Below are 24,356 nucleotides of genomic sequence, written 5' to 3'. Positions count from 1 at the left end.
CCCCCAGCGACGAACCCCTCGGCGTCCCCGCCCTGCTCATCGCCTCCTTCCCGCTGGACACCACCCGCCGGCACGCCGCCCCCGGCCCGCTCACCGACTTCCTGGTGCAGCGGGCGGCGGACGCCTACGCCGAACTGCTCGCCAGCTGGCGCCCGGTGACCGACGGAATGATCGACCTCGTACCCGGGCCGCTTGGCAAGGGTGAGCTGGACGGCGCGCTGCGGCAGGCGATCCTGGAACGGCTGCCGCGCACCGCCTTCCTGCCGCCGGCCGTCCGTGCCAGGGGCGACGAGGAGGACGAGGACCTCCCGGAGGCACTGCGTCCGCGGGACGCCGAAGTGGTGGAGGGCGCGGGCGCGGACACCGTACGGGTGCTCGCGGAGGTGCTGCCCACCCTGCTGCCCGCCGGACTCGAACGGCGCGCGGAACTGCGCGTGCTCGGTGTCGCCCGGCTCCCGCTCGCCGACGCCATCGACCGGCTGGCCGGGCTTGAGAAGGCCCCCGACTGGTGGTGGCGGCTGTACGACAGCCTCGCCGGGATCGATCCCGACCGGCTCTCCGGGCTGCCGGTACCGCTGGCCGGCACCGCCGCCGAGGCGTTCGGCACCGGGGCGGGACGCACCGCCGTCGGACCCCGGCAGATCCTGCTGCCCTCCGCGGACGGCGCCCGGATCGACCCCGACGTGCTCGGCCGGCTCGGGCTGAAGGTCGCCCACGAGGACGCCGCGCACCCGCTGCTGGAGAAGCTGGGCGCGCTGCCCGCGACCCCGCGCGCGGTGCTGACCACCCCGCAGGTGCGGGCCGCCGTGGCGGCGTCGCTGGACGACGAGGGCGGCGCGCTGTGGGAGGAGGACGCCCTCGACGCCGAGGAACTGGCCGACACCGTCCTGGCGCTGGTGCGTGACGCGGGCCTGGAACCCGGCGACGAACCGTGGCTGGGCGCCCTCGCGCTGCCCGACGAGGACGGCGAACTCGCCCCGGCCGGCGAGCTGGTGCTGCCCGGCAGCGCCTTCGCGCGGGTGCTGCGCCCCGACGAACTGGCCGCCGTGGACGCCGAACTGGCCGACCGGTGGGGCGAACAGCCGCTGACCGCCTGCGGGGTCCTCGCGGACTTCGCGCTCGTCCGCGCCACGGACGTCGTCCTCGATCCGGACGAACTGGAGCCCCGGGAGGGCGACTTCGCCGAGCCGGACGACGTGGGCCTGCTGGACGCCGTCGACGTGTGGTGCGAGGACATCCTCGACCGCTTCCCGGACACGCCCGTACCGCCGGTCGCCACCGAGCTGGTCGCCGTCCGGGACCTCGACCTGGTGGACGACGACCACTGGCCCGAGGCGCTCGCGCTGCTCGCCCGGCCGCCGCTGCGCGACGCGCTCACCCAGCCGGTGCGCGTCCTGCTGCCCGACGGCACCCACGAGGTCGTCCGCCCCTACACCGCCTGGTGGCTGCGCGGGCACCCGGTCCTCGCCGGGCGCCGGCCGGCCGGACTGCTCGCGGCCGGCGGCGACCCGCTGCTGCGCGGACTGTACGACGAGGCCGACGCCACCGGCTTTGACGACGAGCAGGTGCTGCGCGCGCTCGGCGTACGGACCTCCGTGTCCGCGCTGCTGGACGAGCCCGGCGGCGCGGCCGAACTGCTGGACCGCCTCGCCGACCCCGAGCGCCCGGTCGGCCCGGCTCAACTGCACGGGCTGTACGGTGCGTTGGCGGAGCTTGACCCGGACCGGGTGACCCTCCCCGACGAGCTGCGGGCCGTGGTCGACGGGCGGGTGCGTGTGGTGGACGCGGCCGAGGCGGTGGTCGTGGACTCCCCGGACCTGCTCCCCTTCACCTCCGGCGTCCCGCTGCTGCCGGTCCCCCCGTCCCGGGCCGCCGAGCTGGCCGAACTGTTCCAGGTGCGGCGGCTGAGCGAGTCCGTCACCGGCGAGGTCCACTCCGAGGGCGCCGAGCACGACGTACCGGAGCCGGTGCGGGTGCTGCTGGGCCCGCGCACCCCCGCCACCTACGTCGAGCACGAGGAGCTGGTCGTCGACGGCGTCGAGATCGACTGGCGGCTCACCGACGACGGCGTCCTGCACGCGGCCACCCTGGAGGGCGTCGCCGCCGGCCTCGCCTGGGCGGCCGCCCAGTGGCCCCGCCGCTTCGAGGTCGCGGCCCTGCTGGAGGACCCGTCCCGCACGGAGGAGCTGGCGCGCGACCGGTGGTTCGACTGAGACAGGGGTCCACCGCGACCCTTCACTGGTTTATTCAGCAATTTTCAAATTCCGTACAACCTTTCCCGTGCATCGCGAATCTGATCACGTGAGCCAGCAGGCTCCCAAGATCAGTTGGGGCCGGCGACGATGACGCACCGTACGGTGCGGCCGCCGGCCCCACTCTCCATACAGGGGAACGCATGCGCATACGTGCCACCGTGGCCGCCGTCACCGGCGCCCTGGCCCTCTCCGCCCTCGTCGTGCCGGCCGCGCAGGCCGCCGACTCCGCGCCGTCGTACAAGGCGGCCGCCGCGAAGGTCCTCTCGCACGCCGGTTCCGGCAAGAGCGCCTTCAGCTCCGCCGACGAGCCCGCCGACCTGGGCGTCACCTTCTCGGACCTCAAGATCGCCTCGGCGATCAAGGTCGGTACGACCAACCACGTCACCACCACGGTCACCTACACGATGACCCACGACGCCAACTACGTCCTCGGCTCGGACGACTTCGACAACGGCCCGTTCATCTACAAGGAGTCCACGGGCGGCATCCTGTTCGGCGACGCGCCGGCCAGCTGCACCGCCACCTCGGCCACCGTCGCCAGCTGCAAGGGCCTCATCGACGTCTACCCGGCCGACGACGAGCTGCTGAACGTGGACGCCGGTAGCTGGAAGGCGGGTGCGCTGGCCGTCCAGTACAGCACCGGCGCCGGTTCCGAGACGGACGCGCTGGGGACCACCCTCGTCCAGCGCTACTCCAAGCTCACGGTCAACGCCTCGCCCGAGCCGGTGAAGAAGGGCAAGACCATCACGGTCACGGGCAAGCTCTCCCGCGCCAACTGGGAGGACCACCAGTACCACGGCTACACCAAGCAGTCGGTGCAGCTGCAGTTCCGCAAGAAGGACTCCAGCACCTACACGACGCTGAAGACCATCACGTCGGACTCCACGGGCAACCTGAAGACGACGACCACCGCGTCGACCGACGGCTACTTCCGCTACGCCTTCGCGGGCACCTCGACCACCCCGGCCGTCAACGCCACGGGTGACTTCGTCGACGTGCAGTAAGCGGTCATGTCGTAGTCAGCGGTACCGTCCGGCCCCGGAAGCGCACGTCGCCTCCGGGGCCGGAACGTTTCTTCCCACTTGCGTCATGAGCGGGCAATCGGCGGACAAAGAATCGCCGGGAACGGCTTCGGCCGTACAACCGGAGCCGGGTCTCGCGGATCTGATCGCCTGAGTCAACCGACTCCACGATCATCTCTCCCTCCAGGGAACCGCACATGCGCATACGCGCCACCGTGGCCGCCGTCTCCGGCGCCCTCGCCCTGTCCGCCCTCGCCGTCCCGGCCGCGCACGCGGCCACGTCGAGCGGTACGCCGTACACGATGAACGTCAGCTTCTCCGACCTCAAGGTCGCCTCGGCGATCAAGGTGGGGACGACGAACAAGGTCAGCACCACCTACACGTTCACGCTGACGCACGGCGCGGACGTGGACGTCACCGCGTCCGACTTCTACGCCGACGCCTACCTCTACCGCGGCACGCTGGACGCCCCGTCCAAGACGCTTGAGGGCGACGACTTCGCCACCTGCTCGCCCACCTCGTCGACCGCCGCCACCTGCACCGGCACCGTCGACCTCTACCCGGGCGAGGGCGAGCTGAAGAACGCCGACGCCGGCAGCTGGTCCGTCGCCGCGGAGGCGACCGCCTTCAACGGCCAGGACCCGAACAACGCCGACCTGAGCAAGGTCGGCTACGCCGAGCACGGTGACATGGCCACCACGAATCTCCAGCGCTACTCCAAGCTGACGGCCAACGCCGGCCCGGAGCCGGTGGCCAAGGGCAAGACCCTCACCACCACGGGCAAGCTCTCCCGCGCCAACTGGGAGGACAACCTCTACCACGGCTACACCAGCCAGCCGGTCAAGCTGCAGTTCCGCAAGGCGGGCACCACCACGTACACCACCGTCAAGACGGTCTCCTCCGACTCGTCGGGCAACCTGAAGGCCACCGCCACCGCCGCTTACGACGGCTACTGGCGCTTCAGCTTCGCGGGCACGTCGACCACCCCGGCGGTCAGCGCGACGGGCGACTACGTGGACGTGCAGTAGTCCTCACCACGAGAGCGGGGGCCGCCATGGGAGGCGGCCCCCGGTAGGCGGACGCGTACAGGTCTTACAGCCGAGCTGTGCCCCTGGGTGCGCGCCTCACAGCCTGAGATCGCGGGACATTCCCTCATGCCGGAAAGCGGCGGTCCACCCATTTCCAGGTGAGTTCCAGGGTGGCCGCCGCCACCAGCGCCACTCCCACCGCCGTCCACGGCATCGCCATGCCGACCAGTTTCAGGGCGAAGAAGGTCTGCAGGGCCGGTACCGCGAGGACCAGGAGGAAGGCGACGCCCATCGACGCCACCAGGGCGACGCGCCACCAGGTGTAGGGGCGGGCGATGATGGCCAGGACCCACATGGAGACCAGGAACAGGGTCAGTGTCGCCGCGCTGGTCTCCGCCTCCAGGGAGTCCGGGCCGGTGTAGTGGTGGCGGGCGATCAGGTACGTCACGAAGGTCGCCGCGCCGGCCACCACCCCGCCCGGGATCGAGTAGCGCATGACCCTGCGGACGAAGTGGGGTTTGGCCCGTTCCCGGTTGGGGGCCAGGGCGAGGAAGAAGGCCGGGACACCGATCGTGAGGGTGGAGAGCAGGGTCAGGTGCCGGGGCAGGAAGGGGTACTCGACCTGCCAGCACACCACCAGCACGGCGAGCAGCACCGAGTACACCGTCTTGACCAGGAACAGCGTGGCCACGCGGGTGATGTTGCCGATGACCCGGCGGCCCTCGGCCACCACCGACGGCAGGGTGGCGAAGCTGTTGTCCAGCAGGACGATCTGCGCGACCGCCCGGGTGGCCTCCGAGCCGGAGCCCATGGAGACGCCGATGTCCGCGTCCTTGAGCGCGAGGACGTCGTTCACGCCATCGCCGGTCATCGCGACGGTGTGCCCCTTCGACTGCAGCGCGCCCACCATGTCCCGCTTCTGCTGCGGGGTGACCCGGCCGAAGACGGTCCCCTCGTCCAGTGCGTCCGCCATCGCCCCGCGCTCGGCGGGCAGCCGGCGCGCGTCCACCGCCGTGCCGGACAGGCCCAGCTTGGCCGCGACCGCCCCGACGGACACCGCGTTGTCGCCGGAGACGACCTTGGCCCGGACGTCCTGCTCGGCGAAGTAGCCGAGGGTGCCGGCGGCGTCGGGCCGCAGCCGCTGTTCGAGGACGACCAGGGCGGTCGGGCGGGCGCCCCTGGCCGGCTCGGGGGCGTCCAGGTCCCGGGTGGTGCGGGCGAGGAGCAGGACCCGCAGCCCCTGCTCGTTGAGCCGCTCGGTCTCGGCCAGGGCCGGGTCGCCGTCGGCGAGCAGCACGTCGGGGGCGCCCAGCAGCCAGGTGCTGGCCTCGCCGTCGCCCTCGCTGAAGGAGGCGCCGCTGTACTTGCGGGCGGACGAGAAGGGGAGCGACTCGACGCAGCGCCACTCCTCGCTGTCGGGGTAGGCGTCGATGATCGCCTGGAGGGAGGCGTTGGGCCTGGGGTCGGACTCGCCGAGGGCACCCAGCACCCTGCGCACGTACGTCTCGTCGGCGCCGCCCAGCGGCCTGAGGCCGGTGACGTCCATGCCGCCCTCGGTCAGGGTGCCGGTCTTGTCCAGGCAGACGGTGTCGACCCGGGCCAGGCCCTCGATGGCGGGCAGTTCCTGCACCAGGCACTGCTTCCGGCCCAACCGGATGACGCCGATGGCGAAGGCCACGGAGGTCAGCAGCACCAGCCCCTCGGGCACCATCGGGATGATCCCGCCGACCGTGCGGGCCACCGCGTCCTTCAGCGCGTCGCTCTTGACCACCAACTGGGTGACGACCAGACCGATCGCGGCCGGCACCATCATCCAGGTCACGTACTTGAGGATCGTGGAGATGCCGGTGCGCAGCTCGGAGTGGACGAGGGTGAAGCGGGAGGCCTCCTCGGCGAGCTGGGCGGCGTAGGCCTCACGCCCCACCTTGGTGGCCTGGAAGGCGCCCCCGCCCGCGACCACGAAGCTGCCGGACATCACCGGGTCGCCGGGGCGTTTGACCACGGGGTCGGCCTCGCCGGTGAGCAGCGACTCGTCGATCTCCAGACCGTCGGCCTCCGCGCACACGCCGTCCACCACGACCTTGTCCCCGGGGCCTATCTCCACCACGTCGTCCAGGACGATCCCGCTGGTGGGGACCTCCACGGCGGTGCCGTCGCGGCGGACGGTCGGCCGGGACTCGCCGATCACCGCGAGCGAGTCCAGGGTCTGCTTCGCGCGCCACTCCTGGACGATGCCGATGCCGGTGTTGGCGAGGATCACGAAGCCGAACAGGCTGTCCTGGATCGGCGCGACGAACAGCATGATCAGCCACAGCACACCGATGATCGCGTTGAACCGGGTGAAGACGTTCGCCCGGACGATCTCGCCCAGCGAGCGGCTGCTGCGCACCGGCACGTCGTTGACCTGCCCGCGCGCGACGCGCTCCGCGACCTCGGCGCCGGTCAGCCCGCCCGAGCGGCTCTCGGGCAGGGCCACCGGGTGCACGGGGTCGAGTTCGGCGCCCGCGTCGATGTGCGTCATGCATTCGACGGTACGTGCGCTTTTGTCGGTTCACCTGCCGAGTGGGGTGAATTTCCGACCAGGGGATGACCGGTCGTCCTGCCCAGGTTGTACGGCTATTCGACCGACGCCGACTCCAGCGTGGCCGACCGCTTGATCGCCGCGTCCCGCCTGCGGACGTACCAGACGCCGATCAGCCCGAGCCCGCCGCCGGCCAGACAGGTCCACACCCACCAGGCGTGCCCGTGGTCCGCGAACCAGCCGTAGAAGGGGAGCTGGACCAGGAAGAGGACGAACCACACGATCGTGCCGCCGGTGATGGTGGCGACCACGGGGCCCTCCAGGGGCTCCGGCGCCTCGTGCTTGGGGGTCCACTTAGCCATGGGCACAGCTTAAGGGCCTGTCAGGTCTACGCGCGGAGATAGCGATCTGCGACTCATACCTTCATACTGAAACCGTTTGCCTTTGACCACTTCTGCTCGTATGAAACTCCAATGGGGCTCGGGGGAACCCCGTCGGTGATGAGGTTCCGCATGTCCACCTCGGCGCCTGCCAAGGTCCCCACCCCCGAGAAGCCGGGCGGCTCGCCCGCCTACGGCGCTCTCGACCGCTACTTCAAGATCTCGGAACGCGGCAGCACCCTGGGCCGCGAGATCCGTGGCGGTTTCGCCACCTTCTTCGCGATGGCGTACATCATCGTGCTGAATCCGATCATCCTCGGCAGCGCGAAGGACATGTACGGGCACCATCTGAACAACGGCCAGCTGGTCACGGCTACCGTCCTGACGGCCGCGTTCACCACGCTGCTCATGGGTGTCATCGGCAACGTGCCGATCGCGCTCGCCGCCGGCCTCGGTGTGAACTCGGTCGTCGCGCTCCAGCTCGCCCCCCGCATGTCCTGGCCGGACGCCATGGGCATGGTCGTGCTGGCCGGCTTCGTGGTCATGCTGCTGGTCGCCACGGGCCTGCGCGAGCGCGTGATGAACGCCGTGCCGTTCGGCCTGCGCAAGGCGATCTCGATCGGTATCGGCCTGTTCATCATGCTGATCGGCCTGGTCGACGCGGGTTTCGTCACCCGCATCCCGGACGTCGCCCAGACCACCGTCCCGCTCCAGCTCGGCGTGGGCGGTCACCTCACCGGCTGGCCGGTGCTGATCTTCATCCTGGGCGCGCTGCTCACCTTCGCCCTGATCGTGCGCAAGGTGCCGGGCGCGATCCTGATCTCCATCGTCGGGATGACCGTCCTCGCGCTGATCATCAACGCCGTCGCCACGGTCCCGAACTGGGGCCTGACGGTTCCCAAGTGGCCGGGCAACCCGCTGGCCACCCCCGACTTCGGCCTGGTCGGCCAGGTCAGCCTCTTCGGCGGCTTCGGCAAGGTCGGCGTGCTGACCGGGATCCTCTTCGTCTTCACGGTCCTGCTGTCGTGCTTCTTCGACGCGATGGGCACGATCATGGGCATCAGCGACGAGGCCAAGCTGACCGACGCCCAGGGCTACATGCCGGGCATCAACAAGGTCCTCTTCGTCGACGGCCTCGCGGTCGCGGCGGGCGGCGCCACCTCCTCCTCGGCCACCACCGCGTTCGTGGAGTCCACTGCCGGTGTCGGCGAGGGCGCGCGCACGGGCTTCGCGAACATCGTCACGGGCGGCCTGTTCACCGTGGCCCTCTTCCTCACGCCCATCGCCACGATGGTCCCTTCGCAGGCGGCCACCCCGGCGCTGATCGCGGTCGGCTTCCTGATCCTGTCGAACTCCGTCAAGGAGATCGACTGGGCGGACTACACCATCGCGATCCCGGCTTTCGTGACCATGCTCATGATGCCGTTCACCTACTCGATCACCAACGGCATCGGCATGGGCTTCATCACCTTCGTCGTCCTGCGCCTGGCGGCCGGCCGGCCCCGGGACATCCCGGTCCCGATGTACGTCGTCTCGGCGGTCTTCGCCTTCTACTACCTGATGCCGGCCCTCGGCCTGACCTGAGACGGGGGCGTCAGGTGACGCCGTAGAACCTCTCCGTCTCCTCGACGGCGGTCTGGAACCGTTCGTCGAAGTCGTCCCGAATGAGCGTGCGGACCACATAGTCCTGCACGCTCATTCCCCTTTTGGCCGCGTGGTGCCGGAGCCTCTCGAGCAGCTCCCCGTCCATCCGCAGGCTGAGCACAGTGGTCCCCATGGGTACGAGGGTCGCCACTCCGGGCCGTCCCATGCGTCGCTTTTCCGAACCGTGTCACTCGTTCGGGTGATCGCTGGGTTCAGTGGCGGGCATCACGGGCTCCAGGCGTGTCGCGTTGGTCTTTAGTCAGGGTAATGAGTTACTCTAAAGAACATGCCGGACCTCACCCATGGCGACGACGCTGCCGCCGTGAACTCCCTCCGCTCCGCCGTGATGCGGCTGTCCCGTCGGCTCAAGCACCAGCGGGTCGACGAGTCCCTCAGCCCCACCGAGATGTCGGTGCTGGGCACGCTGTCCAACTGCGGCAGTGCCACGCCGGGCGAGCTCGCCCGCAAGGAGCACGTCCAGCCGCCGTCGATGACCCGCATCGTCGCGTTGCTCGAGGGCAAGGGGCTGGTCCGTCTGGAGCCGCACCCCGAGGACCGCCGCCAGAAGGTCGTCACCAGGACCGAACAGGCCGAGGCGATGCTCCAGGAGAGCCGCCGCAAGCGCAACGCGTTCCTGGCGGGCCTGGTCGACGGCCTCGACGAGGACGAGTGGGCCAAGCTGCGTGCGGCCGCCCCCGTGCTGGAGAAGCTCGCTCACCTGTAACCAGCCCCCGAAGGAGGCGAACGCTTTTGAGTTCGGGATCCGGAACACCTTCCGCCCCCGCACCGACGTCCACCCACGAATCCCGCAAGTCCTCGATGTTCAGCTCGTTGAAGATCCGCAACTACCGTCTCTTCTTCGTCGGGCAGGTCGTCTCCAACACCGGTACCTGGATGCAGCGCATCGCGCAGGACTGGCTGGTGCTCAGCCTCACCGGTTCCTCCGCGGCCGTCGGCATCACCACCGCCCTGCAGTTCCTTCCGATGCTGCTGTTCGGCCTGTACGGCGGCGTCCTCGTGGACCGGCTGCCCAAGCGCCCCACGCTGCTGGTGACCCAGTCGGCCATGGCCGTCACGGGACTCGCGCTCGCCTTCCTGACCCTCTCCGGTCACGTGCAGGTGTGGCACGTCTACGTCGCCGCCTTCGCCGTCGGTCTGGCCACCGTGGTCGACAACCCGGCCCGGCAGTCCTTCGTCTCCGAGATGGTCGGCCCGGACCAGTTGCATAACGCGGTCAGCCTGAACTCCGCGAACTTCCAGTCCGCCCGCCTCGTCGGCCCCGCCGTCGCGGGCGTCATGATCACCGGCGTGGGCACCGGCTGGGCGTTCCTCTTCAACGGACTGTCCTTCGTCGCCCCGCTGGCCGGCCTGCTGCTGATGCGCGGCCGTGAGCTGCACGTGGTCCAGCGCGCGCCTCGCGGCAAGGGCCAGCTGCGGGAGGGACTGCGGTACGTGGCGGGCCGCCCGGAGTTGATCTGGCCGATCGTCCTCGTCGGCTTCATCGGCACCTTCGGCTTCAACTTCCCGGTGTGGCTGTCGGCCTACGCCGACGACGTCTTCCACGCCGGGGCCGGCGCCTACAGCCTCTTCAACACGCTGATGGCCGTCGGCTCGCTCGGCGGCGCACTGCTGGCCGCCCGCCGCGGCACCGCCCGGCTGCGTCTGCTGATCGCCGCGGCGCTGGCCTTCGGCGCGCTGGAGACCGTGGCCGCGCTGGCGCCGTCGTACTGGCTGTTCGCGCTGCTCATGGTGCCGATCGGGGTGTGCGGCCTCACGGTCAACGTCACCGCGAACACCTCCGTGCAGATGGCCACCGACCCGGCCATGCGCGGCCGTGTGATGGCCCTGTTCATGATGGTGTTCATGGGCGGTACGCCGATCGGCGCGCCGGTCGTCGGCTGGATCACCGACACCTACGGCCCCCGGGTCGGCTTCGCCCTCGGCGGCCTCATCTCGGCCGCCGCGGCCGCCTGCGTCGGCCTGGCCCTCGCCCGGGTCGGCGGCCTGCGGGTGTCGGTCGGCTGGCACCGCGGCCATCCGCGGGTGCGGTTCGTCCCGCGCGAGCGGGAGCGGCTGGCCACGGCCGCCTGAGCGCCCGGCCCGCGGGGTCCTACCGGACCCTGCGGGCCAGCACCTGCCCCGGCCACCCGTCCTCGCCGTGCCGGTAGGACTCGGTGCGGACGAAGCCGTTGCGCTCGTAGTAGGCGACCAGCCCGCCGTCGCCGCCCGCGTAGCAGTCCACCCGGAGCAGGGAGATCCCGGCCCGGCGGGTCTCCTCGGCCGCGTGCGCGAGCAGGGCGGCGCCGGTGCCGCGGCCCGCGGCGCGCCGGTCGCGGGCGAGCAGGTGGATGTACCGCTCGGGCTCGTCGGCCGGCGCCAGATAGGGGCCGGGGCCGTCCGTGAGGGTGAGCGTGGCGACCGGGGCCCCGTCCACCTCGGCGATCCAGGGCATGCCCTCGGTGACGTACCGCTCCACCAGCGCAACCGCCCGCGGGTCGCCCGACCAGGACTCGGTGCCCCACTGCCGGGTCCGGCCCTGCGCGACCAGCCACGTCACGGCGCTGTCGAGCATGCCGAGGATCACGGGTATGTCGTCAGGGCCGCCCGCTCTGATGATGGTCTTCCCGTTGTTCTCCATGCCGCCGATCATGCCCGGCCCGGGCCGCCGGATCAGCGGGTTCCGGCGAATTCCGGGCCGCCCGCGCACCGCTTCCGGTGTTCCCCGGGCCGCCCGCGCACCGCGTCCGGTGTTCCCCGGGCCGCCCGCGCACCGCGTCCCGCGGGCGGCTGGCCCCGTGATCCGTTCCCTGCCAGGGTGACGCCATGAGACTCTTCGCCGCCGTGCTGCCCCCCGAGGACGTGACGGACGAGCTGGCGGCCGAGGTGGCCCTGTTGCGCCGGCTGCCCGGTGCCGACGGGCTGCGGTGGACCGGCCGCCCCGGCTGGCACTTCACGCTCGCCTTCTACGGCGAGGTCGGCGACGAACTCGTACCGGACCTGTGCGACCGGCTGGGGAAAGCGGCCCGGCGCACCGACCCGTTCCCGCTGGCCGTGTCGGGCGGCGGGCAGTTCGGGCACGGCAGGGCCCTGTGGGCGGGCGCCCGCGGTGACCTGGACGCCCTGCGGCTGCTGGCCGACCGGGCGGAGGCGGCGGCCCGGAAGGCGGGGGTGCCGATGGGCGAGCACCGCCGCTACAAGGCCCATCTGACGGTGGCGCGCAGCCGGGACGGGGTGGACGCGCGCCCGTACGTGGAGGGCCTGCGCGACTTCACCAGCCGCACCTGGACCGTGGCCGATCTGGTGCTGGTGCGCAGCGACCTGCCCACCTCCGGGGTGCCCGGGGAGCAGCCCCGGTACGAGGCGGTCGCCCGCTGGGCACTCGGCCGGGCCGGTTAGGCTCGTGGTGTGGACCCCAAAACCCGGAACCGGATCATGGCCGGTGTGCTTGTGCTGATGTTCGTGGTGGTGGCCGTGGCGGCGGCGGTCAGGTAGCGACCCGGCCGGACGCCGGGGAACCGCCTGCCGCCGCGCGGTTCCCCGACGCCGAGGCGCTACCAGGCGAAGGCCTCCGGGGACGGCCCCGGGCCCGGGAAGATCTCGTCCAGGCCGGTCAGCAGCTCCTGCGACAGCTCCAGCTCGACGGCCCTGAGGGCCGACTCCAGCTGCTCGGCGGTGCGCGGGCCGACGATCGGGCCGGTCACCCCCGGCCGGGTCAGCAGCCACGCCAGGGCGGCCTCGCCGGGCTCCACGCCGTGCTTGTCGAGCAGGTCCTCGTAGGACTGGATCTGCGCGCGTGCGGTGGGGTCGGACAGGGTGTCGGCGGCCCGCCCGGAGGCGCGGCGCCCGCCCTGCACCTCCTTCCTGATCACACCGCCGAGCAGACCGCCGTGCAGCGGCGACCAGGGGATGACCCCGAGGCCGTACTCCTGGGCGGCCGGGATGACCTCCATCTCGGCGCGCCGCTCGGCGAGGTTGTACAGGCACTGCTCGCTGACCAGGCCGATGGTGCCGCCCCGTCGTGCGGCGGCCTCGTTGGCCTGGGCGATCTTGTAGCCGGGGAAGTTGGAGGAGCCGACGTAGAGGATCTTGCCCTGCTGGATCAGGACGTCGATCGCCTGCCAGATCTCCTCGAAGGGGGTGTTCCGGTCGATGTGGTGGAACTGGTAGACGTCGATGTGGTCCGTCCGGAGACGCTTGAGGCTGGCGTCGACGGCCCGGCGGATGTTGACCGCGGACAGCTTGTCGTGGTTGGGCCAGGCGTCGCCGTCGGCGGCCATGTTGCCGTACACCTTGGTGGCCAGCACCACTTTCTCGCGGCGCTCGCCGCCCTGGGCGAACCAGTTCCCGATGATGGACTCGGTCCGGCCCTTGTTCTCGCCCCATCCGTAGACGTTGGCGGTGTCGAAGAAGTTGATGCCCGCGTCCAGCGCCGCGTCCATGATCGCGTGACTGTCGGCCTCGTCGGTCTGCGGGCCGAAGTTCATGGTGCCGAGGACGAGTCGGCTGACCTTGAGTCCGGTGCGTCCTAGCTGCGTGTACTTCATGAGGTCCTAGCCAACGGCTTGGAGTGCGCTCCAGGCAAGGGCGGCTGGTCAGTCCTGGGGGAACTCGTCGGTCTTGAGGGTGAGTCCCACGACGGTGCCGGTGAGGTCCAGGTCGTTGCCGAAGGCCACCGTGGTCTCGATCTCGTAGCCGCCTTCCTTGGGCTGGGTGTAGACGTGGCACCGGCGCTGGTAGGGGTCGGCGACGAGGTAGACCGGGACCTCCGCCTCGGCGTAGGCGGCCTTCTTGGGGCCGTAGTCGTTGGCCGCGGTGCCCTTGGAGATGACCTCGGCGGCGAACTCGACGTCGCTGTGCCGCCATTGGCCGGCCGGCGTCTTCTCGGCCCCCTCGGAGATCACCGTCACGTCCGTCGCGAAGCCGTTGAGGTGGCCCGGATAGTCGATCCGGACGTCGGACTTCACCCGTTTCCGGGGGTACTTGGTGCGCAACTGCTCGACGATGTCCAGGATGATTTCCCAGTGGGTGTCCCGCTGCGGCGACATGAAGACGGTCCCCTCGACGATCTCGACCTTGTATCCCTCGGGGACGGGCATCTTCTCGAGCCGCTCGAACAGATCGTCGAGCGTGATCGGGTTGTCGCTCTCGGCCATCGCGATCCTGTCTTCGAGGACGGTCATCGTGGCGCTCCTCCCCGGCCGCTCCGTCGACGATTGCGGCCGCGCGGTTCAACGATACGCACGGTGACCGGGAGGCGCCGGGATCAGGTCAATCCGTTCCGGCCACGTACGCCTGTCCGAACCCCCACGCCTCCCACATCGCCCCCGCGAACGCCCCCGCGATCCGGTGCTCGCCGCTCTCGTTGGGGTGCGTCCCGTCGTACGTGTCGGCGTGGATGTCGTACGACTCCGGCGGCGAGGCCAGCAGGATCGGGGACCGGGGCTCGTCCAGGTCGGCGACCGCCTTCGCGAGCAGGACGTTGAAGCGGTCCACCTGCTCGGCGAAGGGCGGGTCCAGTTCGGCCCTGATGTTCGGGATCACCGGCAGCAGCACCATCCGGATCCGCGGGGCGGCCGCGCGCGCCTCGGCGACGAAGGCCCGCACGTTCTCGGCCGTCTGCTCCGCGTTGGTGTAGAAGCCCAGGTCGATGAGGCCGAGGGAGACGAGCAGGACGTCCGGCCGGCAGGTGCGCACCGCCTCGCCGATCAGCGGGGCCATGTGCAGCCAGCCCTCGCCCCAGCCGGCCAGGTGGGCCCGCGGGAAGCGCGGGTCGGCGTAGTCCAGGGAGGTCGGGGCGTCGGCCTGTTTGTCGTACAGGGCCTCGCGCGGGCCGACGAAGGTGAAGGGACCCTCGTACGACGTGCGCAGGTGCTGCCACAGCCGGTGACGCCACGTGTGCTCGCCTGCGCTCCCGATCGTCATGGAGTCACCGACGGGCATGAACCTGAGCATCCGCTCATGATGGACGATCACGCGGACCGGTGGGGTGTGAGGCCCGCCACCCTCGGTGCACCGACGCGGACGCACACCCCGTAAACACCCGCCGGAAATGGCAGGCTTGGGGCATGCGTCGACCGTTCGCCCTGCTCGCCGGGGTCCTCCTCCTGGGTGCCTGCGCGCTGCCCGCCTCCGCCGCCGACGGCGGCACCGGTGACGAAGGGTTCACCATCAAGGACCCGCGGATCACGGAGTCCAGCGGCCTGGCCGCCTCCCGTCTGCATCCCGGCATCTACTGGACGCACAACGACAGCGACGACGGGCCGTACATCTACGCGGTCGACAGCCGGACGGGCCGCACCGTCGCCACGGTGACCCTGCGCGGCATCGGCTCCCCGCGCGACGTGGAGGCCATCTCCATCGGGTCCGACCACCAGATCTACGTCGGCGACATCGGCGACAACCTCGACGGCAAGTGGCCGTACGTGTGGATCTACCGGCTGCCCGAGCCGAAGGTGCTGAAGGACCAGACGGTCCGGGCCACCCAGTACGTCGTGAAGTACGCCAACGGGGCCAGGAACGCCGAGTCGCTGCTCGTGCACCCCCGGACCGGGCGCGTGTACATCATCGACAAGAAGGAGGACGGCGGTCACCTGTACGAGGGGCCCGCGCACCTGAGCACCTCGGGCACGAACGTGTTCAAGCCGATCGCCGCCGTGGACCTGTGGGCCACCGACGCCGCCTTCTCGCCGAACGGCCGGCAGCTCGCCGTGCGGGGCTACTTCGGCGGCATCCAGTACGACTGGAACGGCGGCAGGATCAAGCGGGTGGGCCGGCTGGACGTGCCCCTCCAGGGACAGGGCGAGTCGGTCTCGTACTCGGCCGACGGGACGAAGCTGATGTACGGCACCGAGGGCGCCGACAGCGAGGTGCTGGCGCAGGACGCGCCGGCCGGGGCGTCGGACAACGCGCCCACCGGCGGCGGCAGTTCGGCCTCCGGCGGCGGCGCGGGCGCCGACGGCAACGGGACCCTGAAGATCGGTGCCGTGGTGGTGGCCGTGGGCGCGGCCGCCCTCTTCGGGCTGCGGCGGCTGCGGCGCCGGAACTGACACGGCCCGGAGACGCGAAGGGCGCCCGGTGTGCCACCGGGCGCCCTCCTGACCGGAGCTGTCGGGAGGTCAGAGCCTCTCGATCACGTAGTCCACGCACTTCGTGAGCGCCTCGACGTCCGCCGGGTCGATCGCCGGGAACATGGCGATGCGCAGCTGGTTGCGGCCGAGCTTGCGGTACGGCTCGGTGTCCACGATGCCGTTGGCGCGCAGCACCTTGGCGACGGCCGCGGCGTCGATCTCGTCGGAGAAGTCGATCGTGCCGATGACCTGCGAGCGCTTGGCCGGGTCGGAGACGAACGGGGTGGCGTGCTTGGACTCCTCCGCCCAGCTGTACAGGCGGGTCGAGGAGTCCTTGGTGCGGCCGGTGGAGAAGGCGAGGCCGCCCTGCCCGTTGAGCCACTCCAGCTGCTGGTTGAGCAGGAAGAGGGTGGCGAGGGCCGGGGTGTTGTACGTCTGGTTCTTGCGGGAGTTGTCGATCGCCGTGGGCAGCGAGAAGAACTCGGGGACGTGGCGGCCGCTCGCGTGGACGCGCTCGGCGCGCTCGATCGCGGCCGGGGAGAAGATGCCGATCCACAGGCCGCCGTCGGAGGCGAAGGACTTCTGCGGGGCGAAGTAGTACACGTCCGTCTCGGCGATGTCGACCGGGAGGCCGCCCGCGCCTGAGGTGGCGTCGACCAGGACCAGCGCGCCCTCGTCGGCGCCGGCCACCCGCTCGATCGGCATGGCCACACCGGTGGAGGTCTCGTTGTGCGTGTACGCGTAGACGTCGACCCCGGCCTCGGCGCGCGCCTCGGGGTGGGTGCCGGGGTCGGCGGCGATGACGGTGGGCTCGGCCAGCCAGGGGGCGAGCTTGGCCGCCTTGGCGAACTTCGAGGAGAACTCGCCGAAGGTGAGGTGCTGGGACTTGTTCTCGATCAGTCCGTGGGTGGCGATGTCCCAGAAGGCGGTGGAGCCGCCGTTGCCGAGGACGACCTCGTAGCCCTCGGGCAGTGAGAACAGGGAGCCGATGCCCTCACGGACCTGGCCCACCAGGTTCTTCACGGGGGCCTGGCGGTGGGAGGTGCCGAGCAGGGAGCTTCCGGTGGCGGCGAGGGCGTCGAGCGCCTCGGTGCGCACCTTGGAGGGGCCAGCGCCGAATCGACCGTCGGCGGGCTTGATGTCAGCGGGAATCTGGATGTCGGCCACGAGTCGGAGGGTATCGGCTAGACGAAACGGGACGGAACCGTGTCCGTCCGATGAGACGAGTTCACCGCCCCCTGGACTTGTGAGGTCGTACGACGAATTCGAGGAGGTTGTGGACGGCGGACGGTCACTTTCCGTGGTCGTGTGCATCCTGGAACGCATGACGGATCTCTCGGGTCTTGCGGCGGAGCTGCGTGGGGTCGTCCGGGGCGAGGTCGGCTTCGACGTCACCGCCCGGGCGCTGGTGACCATGGACGCGTCCAACTACCGGCGGGTCCCCGCCGGGGTGGTGTCCCCGCGGGACGCCGACGACGTGGCGGCGGTGCTGGAGGTGTGCCGCGCGCGCGGAGTGCCGGTGGTGGCGCGCGGCGGCGGCACCTCCATCGCCGGGCAGGCGACCGGCACGGGCGTGGTGCTGGACTTCACCCGGCACATGAACGGCCTGCTGGAGCTCGACCCGGCCGCCCGCACCGCCGTGGTCCAGCCGGGACTCGTCCTCGACCGCCTCCAGGAGGCCGCCGCCCCGCACGGGCTGCGTTTCGGCCCCGACCCCTCCACGCACGGCCGGTGCACGCTCGGCGGGATGATCGGCAACAATTCGTGCGGCTCCCACTCGGTCGCCTGGGGGACCACCGCGGACGCGGTGCGGGAGCTGTCCGTCACCACGGCGCGCGGGCGGCGGCTGCGGCTCGGACGGGACTGGGCCGGGGCGCCCGACGGCCTGCGGGAGCTGGCGGACGGCGAACTGGCCCGGCTGCGCACCGGGTTCCCGGACCTGCCCCGCCGCATCTCCGGGTACGCCCTGGACGCGCTGCTGCCCGAGCGGGGCGCCGATGTCGCCCGCTCCTTCTGCGGCTCCGAGGGCACCCTCGGCATCCTGACCGAGGCCGTCGTCCGACTGGTCGAGGCGCCCCGCGCGCGTGTCCTCGCGGTGCTGGCGTACGCCGACGAGAGCGCGGCCGCCGAAGCCGCCGCGGGCCTGCTGCCGCACCGGCCGCTGACGGTCGAGGGCATGGCGGCCGACCTGGTGCGCTCCCCTGCCGGTCTGCCCAGGGGCGGGGCCTGGCTGTTCGTGGAGACCGGCGGGGAGTCGCCGGCCGAGGCACGCGCGCGTGCGGAGGCGGTCGTCCGCGCGGCCGACGTCGTCGACTCCCTCGTGGTGACGGACCCGGCGGCCCAGCGCACCCTGTGGCGGATCCGGGAGGACGCGAGCGGCACGGCCACCCGGATGCCGGACGGCACCGAGGCCTGGCCCGGCTGGGAGGACTGCGCCGTGCCGCCCGCCCGGCTCGGTGCCTACCTGCGGGACTTCCGCGCCCTGCTCACCGCCCACCGCCTGCGCGGCACCCCGTACGGCCACTTCGGCGACGGCTGCATCCACGTGCGCATCGACTTCGACCTGCTCACCGGCGCGGGCGTCGGCCGCTTCCGGCGCTTCTCCGAGGAACTGGCCGACCTGGTGGTGGCGCACGGCGGCTCGCTCTCCGGGGAGCACGGCGACGGCCAGGCCCGCGCGGAGCTGCTGCCGCGGATGTACGGCGAGGAGACGGTGCGGCTGTTCGAGCGGGCCAAGGCGGTCTGGGACCCGGACGACCTCCTCAATCCGGGCATGCTGGTCCGCCCGGCCCCGCTGGACGCGAACCTGCGCTTCGCCGTCCTGCCCCGCCGCCCGGTCGACGTGACCTTCGGCTACCCGGCCGACGGCGGTGACTTCGGTGCGGCCGTCCGCCGCTGCGTCGGCGTGGCCAAGTGCCGTACGACCACGGCCGCCGGACCCGCCGTCATGTGCCCCTCCTTCCGGGCGACCGGCGAGGAGGAGCACTCCACGCGCGGGCGGGCCCGGCTGCTGCACGAGATGCTCGCGGGCGAGCTGATCACGGACGGCTGGCGGTCCCCGCAGGTCAGGGACGCGCTGGACCTGTGCCTTTCCTGCAAGGGCTGCCGCTCGGACTGCCCGGTCGGCGTCGACATGGCCACCTACAAGGCCGAGTTCCTGCACCACCACTACGCGGGGCGGCGCCGCCCGGCCGCGCACCACACCCTGGGGCGGCTGCCGGTCTGGCTGCGCTGGGTGGCCCGGACCCGCACGGCCCCGCTGCTCAACGCGCTCGCGCGGATCGGCCCGCTGGCACGGCCGGCGAAACGGCTGGGCGGGATCGCGGCCGAGCGGGAGATCCCGGAGCTCGCGCGCGAGCCCTTCAGCCGCTGGTGGCGGCGCAGGAAACCGCGGACCACCGGCGACCTGGCCGTCCTTTGGCCCGACACCTTCACCGAGCACCTCTCGCCCTCCGTCGGGCGGGCGGCCGTGAAGGTGCTGGAGACCGCCGGGCTCCGGGTGGTCCTGCCGCCCTCCCGGCCGCTGGGCGGCGGGGTCTGCTGCGGCCTGACCTACGTCTCCACCGGACAGCTGGACCGGGCCCGCGCGGTGCTGCGCCGCACCCTGGACCTGATGGAACCGGTGCTGCGCACGGGCGCCCCGGTCGTCGTCCTGGAACCGAGCTGCGCGGCCGCCCTGCGCGGCGACCTCCCGGAGCTGCTGCACGACGACCCGCGCGCGGCCCGCCTGGCGGCGGCGGTCCGCACCTTCGCCGAGACGCTCCAGCAGCGTGCCCCCGACTGGGCACCGCCCGCAGTGGACCGTCCGGTCGCCGGCCAGACCCACTGCCATCAGCACGCCGTCCTCGGCGACACCGCCGACCGCGCCCTGCGCGCGTCCGCCGGCCTGACCGGCGAGCTGAGCGGCGGCTGCTGCGGCCTGGCGGGCAACTTCGGCTTCGAGCGCGGCCACTACGAGGTGTCCCGCGCCTGCGCCCAGGAACAGCTCCTGCCGTCGGTGACCGGGGCGCCCGAGCAAACCGTGATCCTGGCGGACGGCTACTCCTGCCGCACCCAACTGGAACAACTCGCCGGGGTACGGGGACGGCACCTGGCCGAGGTACTGGCGGAGGCACTGGACTCCGCGAACACGGACGCGGACGACCTGGACACCGAGCACAGGGGAGCGGGGGACGCCAAGTGACCGAGGAACACGGCAGGGTGGCCGTCCTCTCCGACATCCACGGGGTGCTGCCCGCGCTGGAGGCCGTCCTCGCGGAGCCCGAGGTGGCCGCCGCCGACCGGATCGTCCTCACCGGGGACATCGCGGCGGGCCCGCAGCCCTCCGAGGTGATCGAGCTGCTGCGCGCCCAGGGCGACCGGGTGCTGTGGGTCGGCGGCAACGCGGACCGGGAGCTGGTCGAGTACCGGCGGGGCGAGCGGACGGAGATACCGGACCCGATCGGCCCGTTCGCCGCCCGGGCGCTCAGCGAGCGGCAGGTGGATCTCCTCGCCGCGCTGCCCAGGACGCTCACGTTCCGCGTCCGGGGCCTGGGACAGGTGCTGTTCTGCCACGCCACGCCCCGCGACGACGAGGAGGTGGTCCTGGCCGACTCCCGCCCGGAGCGCTGGGCCGAGGTCCTCGCCGGTCTGGCACCGGGGACCGGGACGGTGGTCTGCGGCCACACCCACATGCCGTTCGTCCGCCTGACCCACGGCCGGCTGGTGGTCAACCCCGGGAGCGTCGGCATGCCGTACGGCCGGCCGGGCGCCCACTGGTGCCTGCTCGGCCCCGGCGCCGACCTGCGCGTGACGTCGTACGACATCCCGGCGGCGATCGGCCGGCTCACCGCCGAGTGCGCCTACCCGGAGATCGCCGACTGGGCCGACTGCTACCTGCGCGCCCGGGTGACGGACACGGAGGCGCTGCGGGCGTTCGGGCCAAGGGACGGAAGAGTGCCGGCCGCCGGTTCATAAGCCCGCTCCCAGCTTCGCGGGGGAACTCTCAGCCTCTGGGGCGTTTGCTCAGGGATTACTGAAGGCGCGTACGGCGCCGGGTACGCCCGCACCCCCGGGCACGAGCCGTACGGCCTCCACCCGGAGCAGGGCCGGCAGGAGCAGTGGTCCGACAGGTGACCGCTGCGCATCTCACCATCCAGTACAGCTACATAAAGGGTTCACACTCCTGACGGGGTCCATTACCCTGGACTCGGTAGTACATCGAGATGAACATGATCTGATCCGAGCCAGCCCCAGGACCGCCCGTGAGCACGCCCAGCGCCACCGCACCCCCGACGCAGCACGCGCCCGCACCCCCGGGCGGTGGTGGGAGCCCGCGCGGCCTCGGCTCGCTCGGCCCCGTCGGGCTGGTGCTGGCCGGCGGGATCTCGGTGCAGTTCGGCGGGGCGCTCGCCGTGACGCTGATGCCGAGGGCGGGCGCGCTCGGCGTCGTCACCCTCCGGCTCCTCGCGGCCGCCGTGGTCCTGCTGCTGGTCTGCCGGCCCCGGCTGCGCGGCCACTCCCGCGCCGACTGGGGCACGGTGGTCGTCTTCGGCGTCGCCATGGGGGCGATGAACGGCCTCTTCTACGAGGCGGTCGCCCGCATCCCGCTGGGCCCCGCCGTCACCCTCGAGGTCCTCGGCCCGCTGGCCCTGTCCGTCCTGGCGTCCCGCCGGCTGATCAACGCGCTGTGGGCCGGTCTCGCCCTCGGGGGCGTCTTCCTGCTGGGCGGCGGAGGCTTCGGCGACCTCGACCCCACAGGTGTCGCGTTCGCCCTGGGCGCCGGCGCCATGTGGGCGGCCTACATCGTCTTCAGCGCCCGCACGGGCCGCCGCTTCCCGCAGGCGGACGGGCTCGCCCTCGCCATGGCGGTCGCGGCCCTGCTGTTCCTGCCGCTGGGCATAGCCGAGGCGGGCTCCCGGCTCCTCGACCCCACCACCGTCGCCCTCGGCTCGGCGGTGGCGCTGCTCTCCTCGGTGCTGCCCTACACCCTGGAGCTCCTGGCCCTGCGCCGCCTGCCCGCCTCCACCTTCGCCATCCTCATGAGCCTGGAACCGGCCATCGCGGCGACGGCCGGCTTCCTCATCCTCGGCCAGGCCCTGTCCACCACGGAGGCCGCCGCGATCGCCCTGGTCATCGCCGCGAGCATCGGCGCGGTGCGCACCCAGGTGGGCCGGGGGAAGGTCACCCTGCCGGTCGAGGGGCAGTGATCCCCGGGCCAGGGGCACCGGAGGCGCAGAGCCTCTGACCCCGGCCCCGCACGGCGACCACCACCGGCGGGCGGCCGGGAATGTCCCGGCCGAAATTCATGCAAGCATGCTTGATTGTTTTTGGGGTCGCTGCCATGCTCCCCCCATGTCCGAGCCGACGCCCGTCCTTGCCGACCTGCGTGACGAAAGCGAAGAACTCGACCGCCTGGTCGCCGACCTGCCCGAGGAGCGGTGGCGCCTCGCGACGCCCGCGCCGCGCTGGAGCATCGCCCACCAGATCGCCCACCTGCACTGGACCGACCGGGCGGCCCTGCTCGCCGTCACCGACGAGACCGGCTTCGGCCAGGTCGTGGAGACGGCCCTGAAGGCGCCCGACACCTTCGTGGACGACGCCGCCGAGGAAGGTGCCCGGCTCGCGCCCGCCGACCTGCTGTCCCGGTGGCGGGAGGGGCGGGCCGCCCTGGACCGGGCCTTGCGCGCGGCCCCGCAGGGCACCCGTTTCCCCTGGTTCGGGCCACCCATGTCGGCCGCCTCCATGGCCACCGGGCGGCTCATGGAGACCTGGGCCCACGGCCAGGACATCGCGGACGCCCTTGGTGTGGTCCGCGCACCCACCGACCGGCTGCGGCATGTGGTCCGCATCGGGGTGCGGGCCCGGGACTTCGCCTTCGGCGTGCGGGGACTCCCGGTGCCGCAGGACGAGTTCCGCGTCGAGGTGCGTTCACCGTCGGGCGAGTCGTGGACGTACGGCCCCGAAGACGCCCCGCAACGCGTCACCGGCACCGCCCTCGACTTCTGCCTCCTGGTGACCCAGCGCGCCCACCGCGACGACGTGGCCCTGCGCGCCGACGGCCCGGACGCCGACCGCTGGCTCGACATCGCGCAGGCGTTCGCGGGGCCGCCCGGCACCGGCCGCCCGCCGAAGGGGGACGCGGAGTGACCCTGCGCATAGGCAACGCCTCCGGCTTCTACGGCGACCGGTTCGACGCCGTGCGCGAGATGCTCACCGGCGGCGAACTGGACGTGCTTACCGGCGACTACCTCGCCGAGCTGACCATGCTGATCCTCGGCCGCGACCGGCTGAGGGACCCCGCCGCCGGGTACGCCCGCACCTTCCTGCGGCAGCTGGAGGAGTGCCTCGGCCTCGCGCACGAGCGGTCGGTCAGGATCGTGACGAACGCCGGCGGCCTCAACCCCGCCGGGCTCGCCGACGCCGTACGGCAGCTGGCCGGCCGGCTCGGCGTCCCCGTCCGCGTCGCCCACGTCGAGGGCGACGACCTCACCGCCCTCCATCCCGGCAGCCTCGCCGCCCACGCCTACCTCGGGGGCTTCGGCATCGCCGAGTGCCTGCGCGCGGGCGCCGACGTCGTGATCACCGGGCGGGTGACCGACGCGGCCCTCGTCACCGGGCCCGCCGCCGCCCACTTCGGCTGGCGGCCGGGGGAGTACGACCGGCTGGCGGGCGCCGTCGTCGCGGGCCACGTCCTGGAGTGCGGGACGCAGGCCACCGGCGGCAACTACGCCTTCTTCGGCGACGGAGACGTCCGCCGCCCCGGCTTCCCGCTCGCCGAGATCCACGAGGACGGCAGCTGCGTCATCACCAAGCACCCCGGCACCGGCGGGTTCGTCGACGTCGGCACCGTCACCGCGCAGCTGCTGTACGAGACGGCGGGAGCCCGCTACGCCGGGCCCGACGTGACGGCCCGCCTCGACACCGTGCGGCTCACCCAGGACGGCCCCGACCGGGTGCGCGTCGAGGGGGTGCGCGGTGAGGCACCGCCGCCCACCCTCAAGGTCGGCCTCAACCGCCTCGGCGGCTTCCGCAACGAGGTCGTCTTCGTGCTCACCGGACTCGACATCGAGGCCAAGGCCGCCCTCGTCCGGGAACAGATGGCCGACGCGCTCGCCAAATCCCCGCCCGCCGAGACCCGCTGGGAGCTGGCCCGCACCGATCACGGCGACGCGGGAACCGAGGAGACCGCCAGCGCCCTGCTGCGGCTCGTCGTACGGGACCCCGACCAGGCGGTCGTGGGACGCGCGCTGAGCGGCGCCGCGATCGAGCTGGCCCTGGCCAGCTACCCCGGGTTCCATGTGGTGGCGCCACCGGGCAAGGGCGCGCCCTACGGCGTCTTCGAGGACGTGTACGTCCCCCAGGGCGCCGTCGACCACGCGGCCGTCCTCGACGACGGGCGGCGCGTCCCCGTGGACCCGCCCCAGGACACCGCCGTACTCACCGACGTGACCCCGCCAC

General features: G+C 72.2%; 21 protein-coding genes. 13 read left to right on the top strand and 8 right to left on the bottom strand.

Annotated elements, in window-relative coordinates; genetic code table 11:
- The 3 genes from V7E45_RS23995 to V7E45_RS23985 all read left to right on the top strand — a co-directional run.
- Positions 1-2,213: molecular chaperone Hsp90 (locus tag V7E45_RS23995; RefSeq protein WP_333776260.1), on the top strand; the 2,213-nt coding region annotated here is incomplete at its 5' end.
- 182 nt (positions 2,214-2,395) lie between these two features.
- Complete coding sequence (locus V7E45_RS23990) at positions 2,396-3,259, top strand: hypothetical protein (RefSeq protein ID WP_333776259.1); 864 nt, start codon at positions 2,396-2,398, stop codon at positions 3,257-3,259.
- 215 nt (positions 3,260-3,474) lie between these two features.
- Entirely contained in the window at positions 3,475-4,305 is an 831-nt protein-coding gene (locus tag V7E45_RS23985) for a hypothetical protein (RefSeq protein ID WP_333776258.1), read from the top strand.
- A gap of 124 nt (positions 4,306-4,429) precedes the next feature.
- Here the strand turns inward: V7E45_RS23985 and V7E45_RS23980 are convergent, their stop codons facing one another.
- Together V7E45_RS23980 and V7E45_RS23975 are read right to left on the bottom strand one after the other, a co-directional pair.
- Positions 4,430-6,826, bottom strand: a complete 2,397-nt coding sequence (locus V7E45_RS23980) for an HAD-IC family P-type ATPase (protein WP_333776257.1) — start codon at positions 6,824-6,826, stop codon at positions 4,430-4,432.
- Between the two features lie 95 nt (positions 6,827-6,921).
- Positions 6,922-7,188: a DUF2530 domain-containing protein gene (locus V7E45_RS23975; protein WP_317443995.1), complete on the bottom strand. Its 267-nt coding sequence runs from the start codon at positions 7,186-7,188 to the stop codon at positions 6,922-6,924.
- Positions 7,189-7,338: 150 nt separating this feature from the next.
- On the opposite strand from V7E45_RS23975, the gene V7E45_RS23970 reads away from it, so the two are divergent.
- The gene (locus tag V7E45_RS23970) at positions 7,339-8,790 is read left to right on the top strand and encodes an NCS2 family permease (protein ID WP_333776256.1); all 1,452 of its coding nucleotides are present in this window, start codon (positions 7,339-7,341) and stop codon (positions 8,788-8,790) included.
- A gap of 10 nt (positions 8,791-8,800) precedes the next feature.
- Here V7E45_RS23970 and V7E45_RS23965 read toward each other — a convergent pair whose 3' ends face one another.
- The gene (locus tag V7E45_RS23965; protein WP_043478484.1) at positions 8,801-8,983 is read right to left on the bottom strand and encodes a ribbon-helix-helix protein, CopG family; all 183 of its coding nucleotides are present in this window, start codon (positions 8,981-8,983) and stop codon (positions 8,801-8,803) included.
- A 153-nt stretch (positions 8,984-9,136) separates the two neighbouring features.
- On the opposite strand from V7E45_RS23965, the gene V7E45_RS23960 reads away from it, so the two are divergent.
- Together V7E45_RS23960 and V7E45_RS23955 are read left to right on the top strand one after the other, a co-directional pair.
- Positions 9,137-9,574, top strand: coding sequence for a MarR family winged helix-turn-helix transcriptional regulator (locus V7E45_RS23960; RefSeq protein ID WP_333776255.1), 438 nt, complete (start codon positions 9,137-9,139; stop codon positions 9,572-9,574).
- A gap of 26 nt (positions 9,575-9,600) precedes the next feature.
- Positions 9,601-10,941 (top strand): MFS transporter, encoded by a 1,341-nt coding sequence (locus tag V7E45_RS23955; protein WP_333776254.1) that lies wholly within the window; start codon positions 9,601-9,603, stop codon positions 10,939-10,941.
- 19 nt (positions 10,942-10,960) lie between these two features.
- Here the strand turns inward: V7E45_RS23955 and V7E45_RS23950 are convergent, their stop codons facing one another.
- Positions 10,961-11,488, bottom strand: a complete 528-nt coding sequence (locus V7E45_RS23950; RefSeq protein WP_333776253.1) for a GNAT family N-acetyltransferase — start codon at positions 11,486-11,488, stop codon at positions 10,961-10,963.
- A 185-nt stretch (positions 11,489-11,673) separates the two neighbouring features.
- On the opposite strand from V7E45_RS23950, the gene thpR reads away from it, so the two are divergent.
- The gene (gene thpR, locus V7E45_RS23945) at positions 11,674-12,246 is read left to right on the top strand and encodes an RNA 2',3'-cyclic phosphodiesterase (RefSeq protein ID WP_333776252.1); all 573 of its coding nucleotides are present in this window, start codon (positions 11,674-11,676) and stop codon (positions 12,244-12,246) included.
- Positions 12,247-12,401: 155 nt separating this feature from the next.
- On the opposite strand, the gene V7E45_RS23940 is transcribed toward thpR, so the two are convergent.
- From V7E45_RS23940 to V7E45_RS23930, 3 genes are all read right to left on the bottom strand, one after another.
- Positions 12,402-13,394 (bottom strand): aldo/keto reductase, encoded by a 993-nt coding sequence (locus V7E45_RS23940; RefSeq protein WP_333776251.1) that lies wholly within the window; start codon positions 13,392-13,394, stop codon positions 12,402-12,404.
- Positions 13,395-13,442: 48 nt separating this feature from the next.
- The gene (locus tag V7E45_RS23935) at positions 13,443-14,030 is read right to left on the bottom strand and encodes a Uma2 family endonuclease (RefSeq protein WP_333776250.1); all 588 of its coding nucleotides are present in this window, start codon (positions 14,028-14,030) and stop codon (positions 13,443-13,445) included.
- A gap of 88 nt (positions 14,031-14,118) precedes the next feature.
- Complete coding sequence (locus V7E45_RS23930; RefSeq protein WP_333776249.1) at positions 14,119-14,802, bottom strand: GDSL-type esterase/lipase family protein; 684 nt, start codon at positions 14,800-14,802, stop codon at positions 14,119-14,121.
- 113 nt (positions 14,803-14,915) lie between these two features.
- Between V7E45_RS23930 and V7E45_RS23925 the strand changes: the two genes are divergently transcribed.
- Positions 14,916-15,896, top strand: coding sequence for a WD40 repeat domain-containing protein (locus V7E45_RS23925; protein ID WP_333776248.1), 981 nt, complete (start codon positions 14,916-14,918; stop codon positions 15,894-15,896).
- Positions 15,897-15,965: 69 nt separating this feature from the next.
- On the opposite strand, the gene serC is transcribed toward V7E45_RS23925, so the two are convergent.
- On the bottom strand, positions 15,966-17,084 hold the full coding sequence (gene serC, locus V7E45_RS23920; protein WP_333776247.1) for a phosphoserine transaminase: 1,119 nt from the start codon (positions 17,082-17,084) through the stop codon (positions 15,966-15,968).
- Positions 17,085-17,241: 157 nt separating this feature from the next.
- Between serC and V7E45_RS23915 the strand changes: the two genes are divergently transcribed.
- The 5 genes from V7E45_RS23915 to V7E45_RS23895 all read left to right on the top strand — a co-directional run.
- The gene (locus V7E45_RS23915) at positions 17,242-20,100 is read left to right on the top strand and encodes an FAD-binding and (Fe-S)-binding domain-containing protein (protein ID WP_333776246.1); all 2,859 of its coding nucleotides are present in this window, start codon (positions 17,242-17,244) and stop codon (positions 20,098-20,100) included.
- Entirely contained in the window at positions 20,097-20,873 is a 777-nt protein-coding gene (locus V7E45_RS23910) for a metallophosphoesterase family protein (RefSeq protein WP_333776245.1), read from the top strand. Before V7E45_RS23915 ends, V7E45_RS23910 begins: the two co-directional genes overlap by 4 nt.
- A 287-nt stretch (positions 20,874-21,160) precedes the next feature.
- Positions 21,161-22,105: an EamA family transporter gene (locus tag V7E45_RS23905; protein ID WP_333776244.1), complete on the top strand. Its 945-nt coding sequence runs from the start codon at positions 21,161-21,163 to the stop codon at positions 22,103-22,105.
- Between the two features lie 145 nt (positions 22,106-22,250).
- Positions 22,251-23,045, top strand: a complete 795-nt coding sequence (locus V7E45_RS23900; RefSeq protein ID WP_333776243.1) for a TIGR03084 family metal-binding protein — start codon at positions 22,251-22,253, stop codon at positions 23,043-23,045.
- Positions 23,042-24,356, top strand: a 1,315-nt coding sequence (locus V7E45_RS23895; protein WP_333776242.1) for an acyclic terpene utilization AtuA family protein, incomplete at its 3' end; no start/stop codon positions are given. The genes V7E45_RS23900 and V7E45_RS23895, both read left to right, overlap by 4 nt.

Source organism: Streptomyces sp. IBSBF 3136, from assembly GCF_036815105.1.
Taxonomy (GTDB): domain Bacteria; phylum Actinomycetota; class Actinomycetes; order Streptomycetales; family Streptomycetaceae; genus Streptomyces.
The sequence above is the reverse complement of the archived record's forward strand: the minus strand, read 5'-3'. Positions and strand labels throughout refer to the sequence as shown.

Bases quoted from the DNA above. Each gene is read 5' to 3' on its own strand.
- V7E45_RS23990 (WP_333776259.1), top strand. From the start codon at position 2,396: ATGCGCATACGTGCCACCGTGGCCGCCGTCACCGGCGCCCTGGCCCTC.
- V7E45_RS23985 (WP_333776258.1), top strand. From the start codon at position 3,475: ATGCGCATACGCGCCACCGTGGCCGCCGTCTCCGGCGCCCTCGCCCTG.
- V7E45_RS23980 (WP_333776257.1), bottom strand. From the start codon at position 6,826: ATGACGCACATCGACGCGGGCGCCGAACTCGACCCCGTGCACCCGGTG.
- V7E45_RS23975 (WP_317443995.1), bottom strand. From the start codon at position 7,188: ATGGCTAAGTGGACCCCCAAGCACGAGGCGCCGGAGCCCCTGGAGGGC.
- V7E45_RS23970 (WP_333776256.1), top strand. From the start codon at position 7,339: ATGTCCACCTCGGCGCCTGCCAAGGTCCCCACCCCCGAGAAGCCGGGC.
- V7E45_RS23965 (WP_043478484.1), bottom strand. From the start codon at position 8,983: ATGGGGACCACTGTGCTCAGCCTGCGGATGGACGGGGAGCTGCTCGAG.
- V7E45_RS23960 (WP_333776255.1), top strand. From the start codon at position 9,137: ATGCCGGACCTCACCCATGGCGACGACGCTGCCGCCGTGAACTCCCTC.
- V7E45_RS23950 (WP_333776253.1), bottom strand. From the start codon at position 11,488: ATGGAGAACAACGGGAAGACCATCATCAGAGCGGGCGGCCCTGACGAC.
- thpR (WP_333776252.1), top strand. From the start codon at position 11,674: ATGAGACTCTTCGCCGCCGTGCTGCCCCCCGAGGACGTGACGGACGAG.
- V7E45_RS23940 (WP_333776251.1), bottom strand. From the start codon at position 13,394: ATGAAGTACACGCAGCTAGGACGCACCGGACTCAAGGTCAGCCGACTC.
- V7E45_RS23935 (WP_333776250.1), bottom strand. From the start codon at position 14,030: ATGACCGTCCTCGAAGACAGGATCGCGATGGCCGAGAGCGACAACCCG.
- V7E45_RS23930 (WP_333776249.1), bottom strand. From the start codon at position 14,802: ATGCTCAGGTTCATGCCCGTCGGTGACTCCATGACGATCGGGAGCGCA.
- V7E45_RS23925 (WP_333776248.1), top strand. From the start codon at position 14,916: ATGCGTCGACCGTTCGCCCTGCTCGCCGGGGTCCTCCTCCTGGGTGCC.
- V7E45_RS23915 (WP_333776246.1), top strand. From the start codon at position 17,242: ATGACGGATCTCTCGGGTCTTGCGGCGGAGCTGCGTGGGGTCGTCCGG.
- V7E45_RS23900 (WP_333776243.1), top strand. From the start codon at position 22,251: ATGTCCGAGCCGACGCCCGTCCTTGCCGACCTGCGTGACGAAAGCGAA.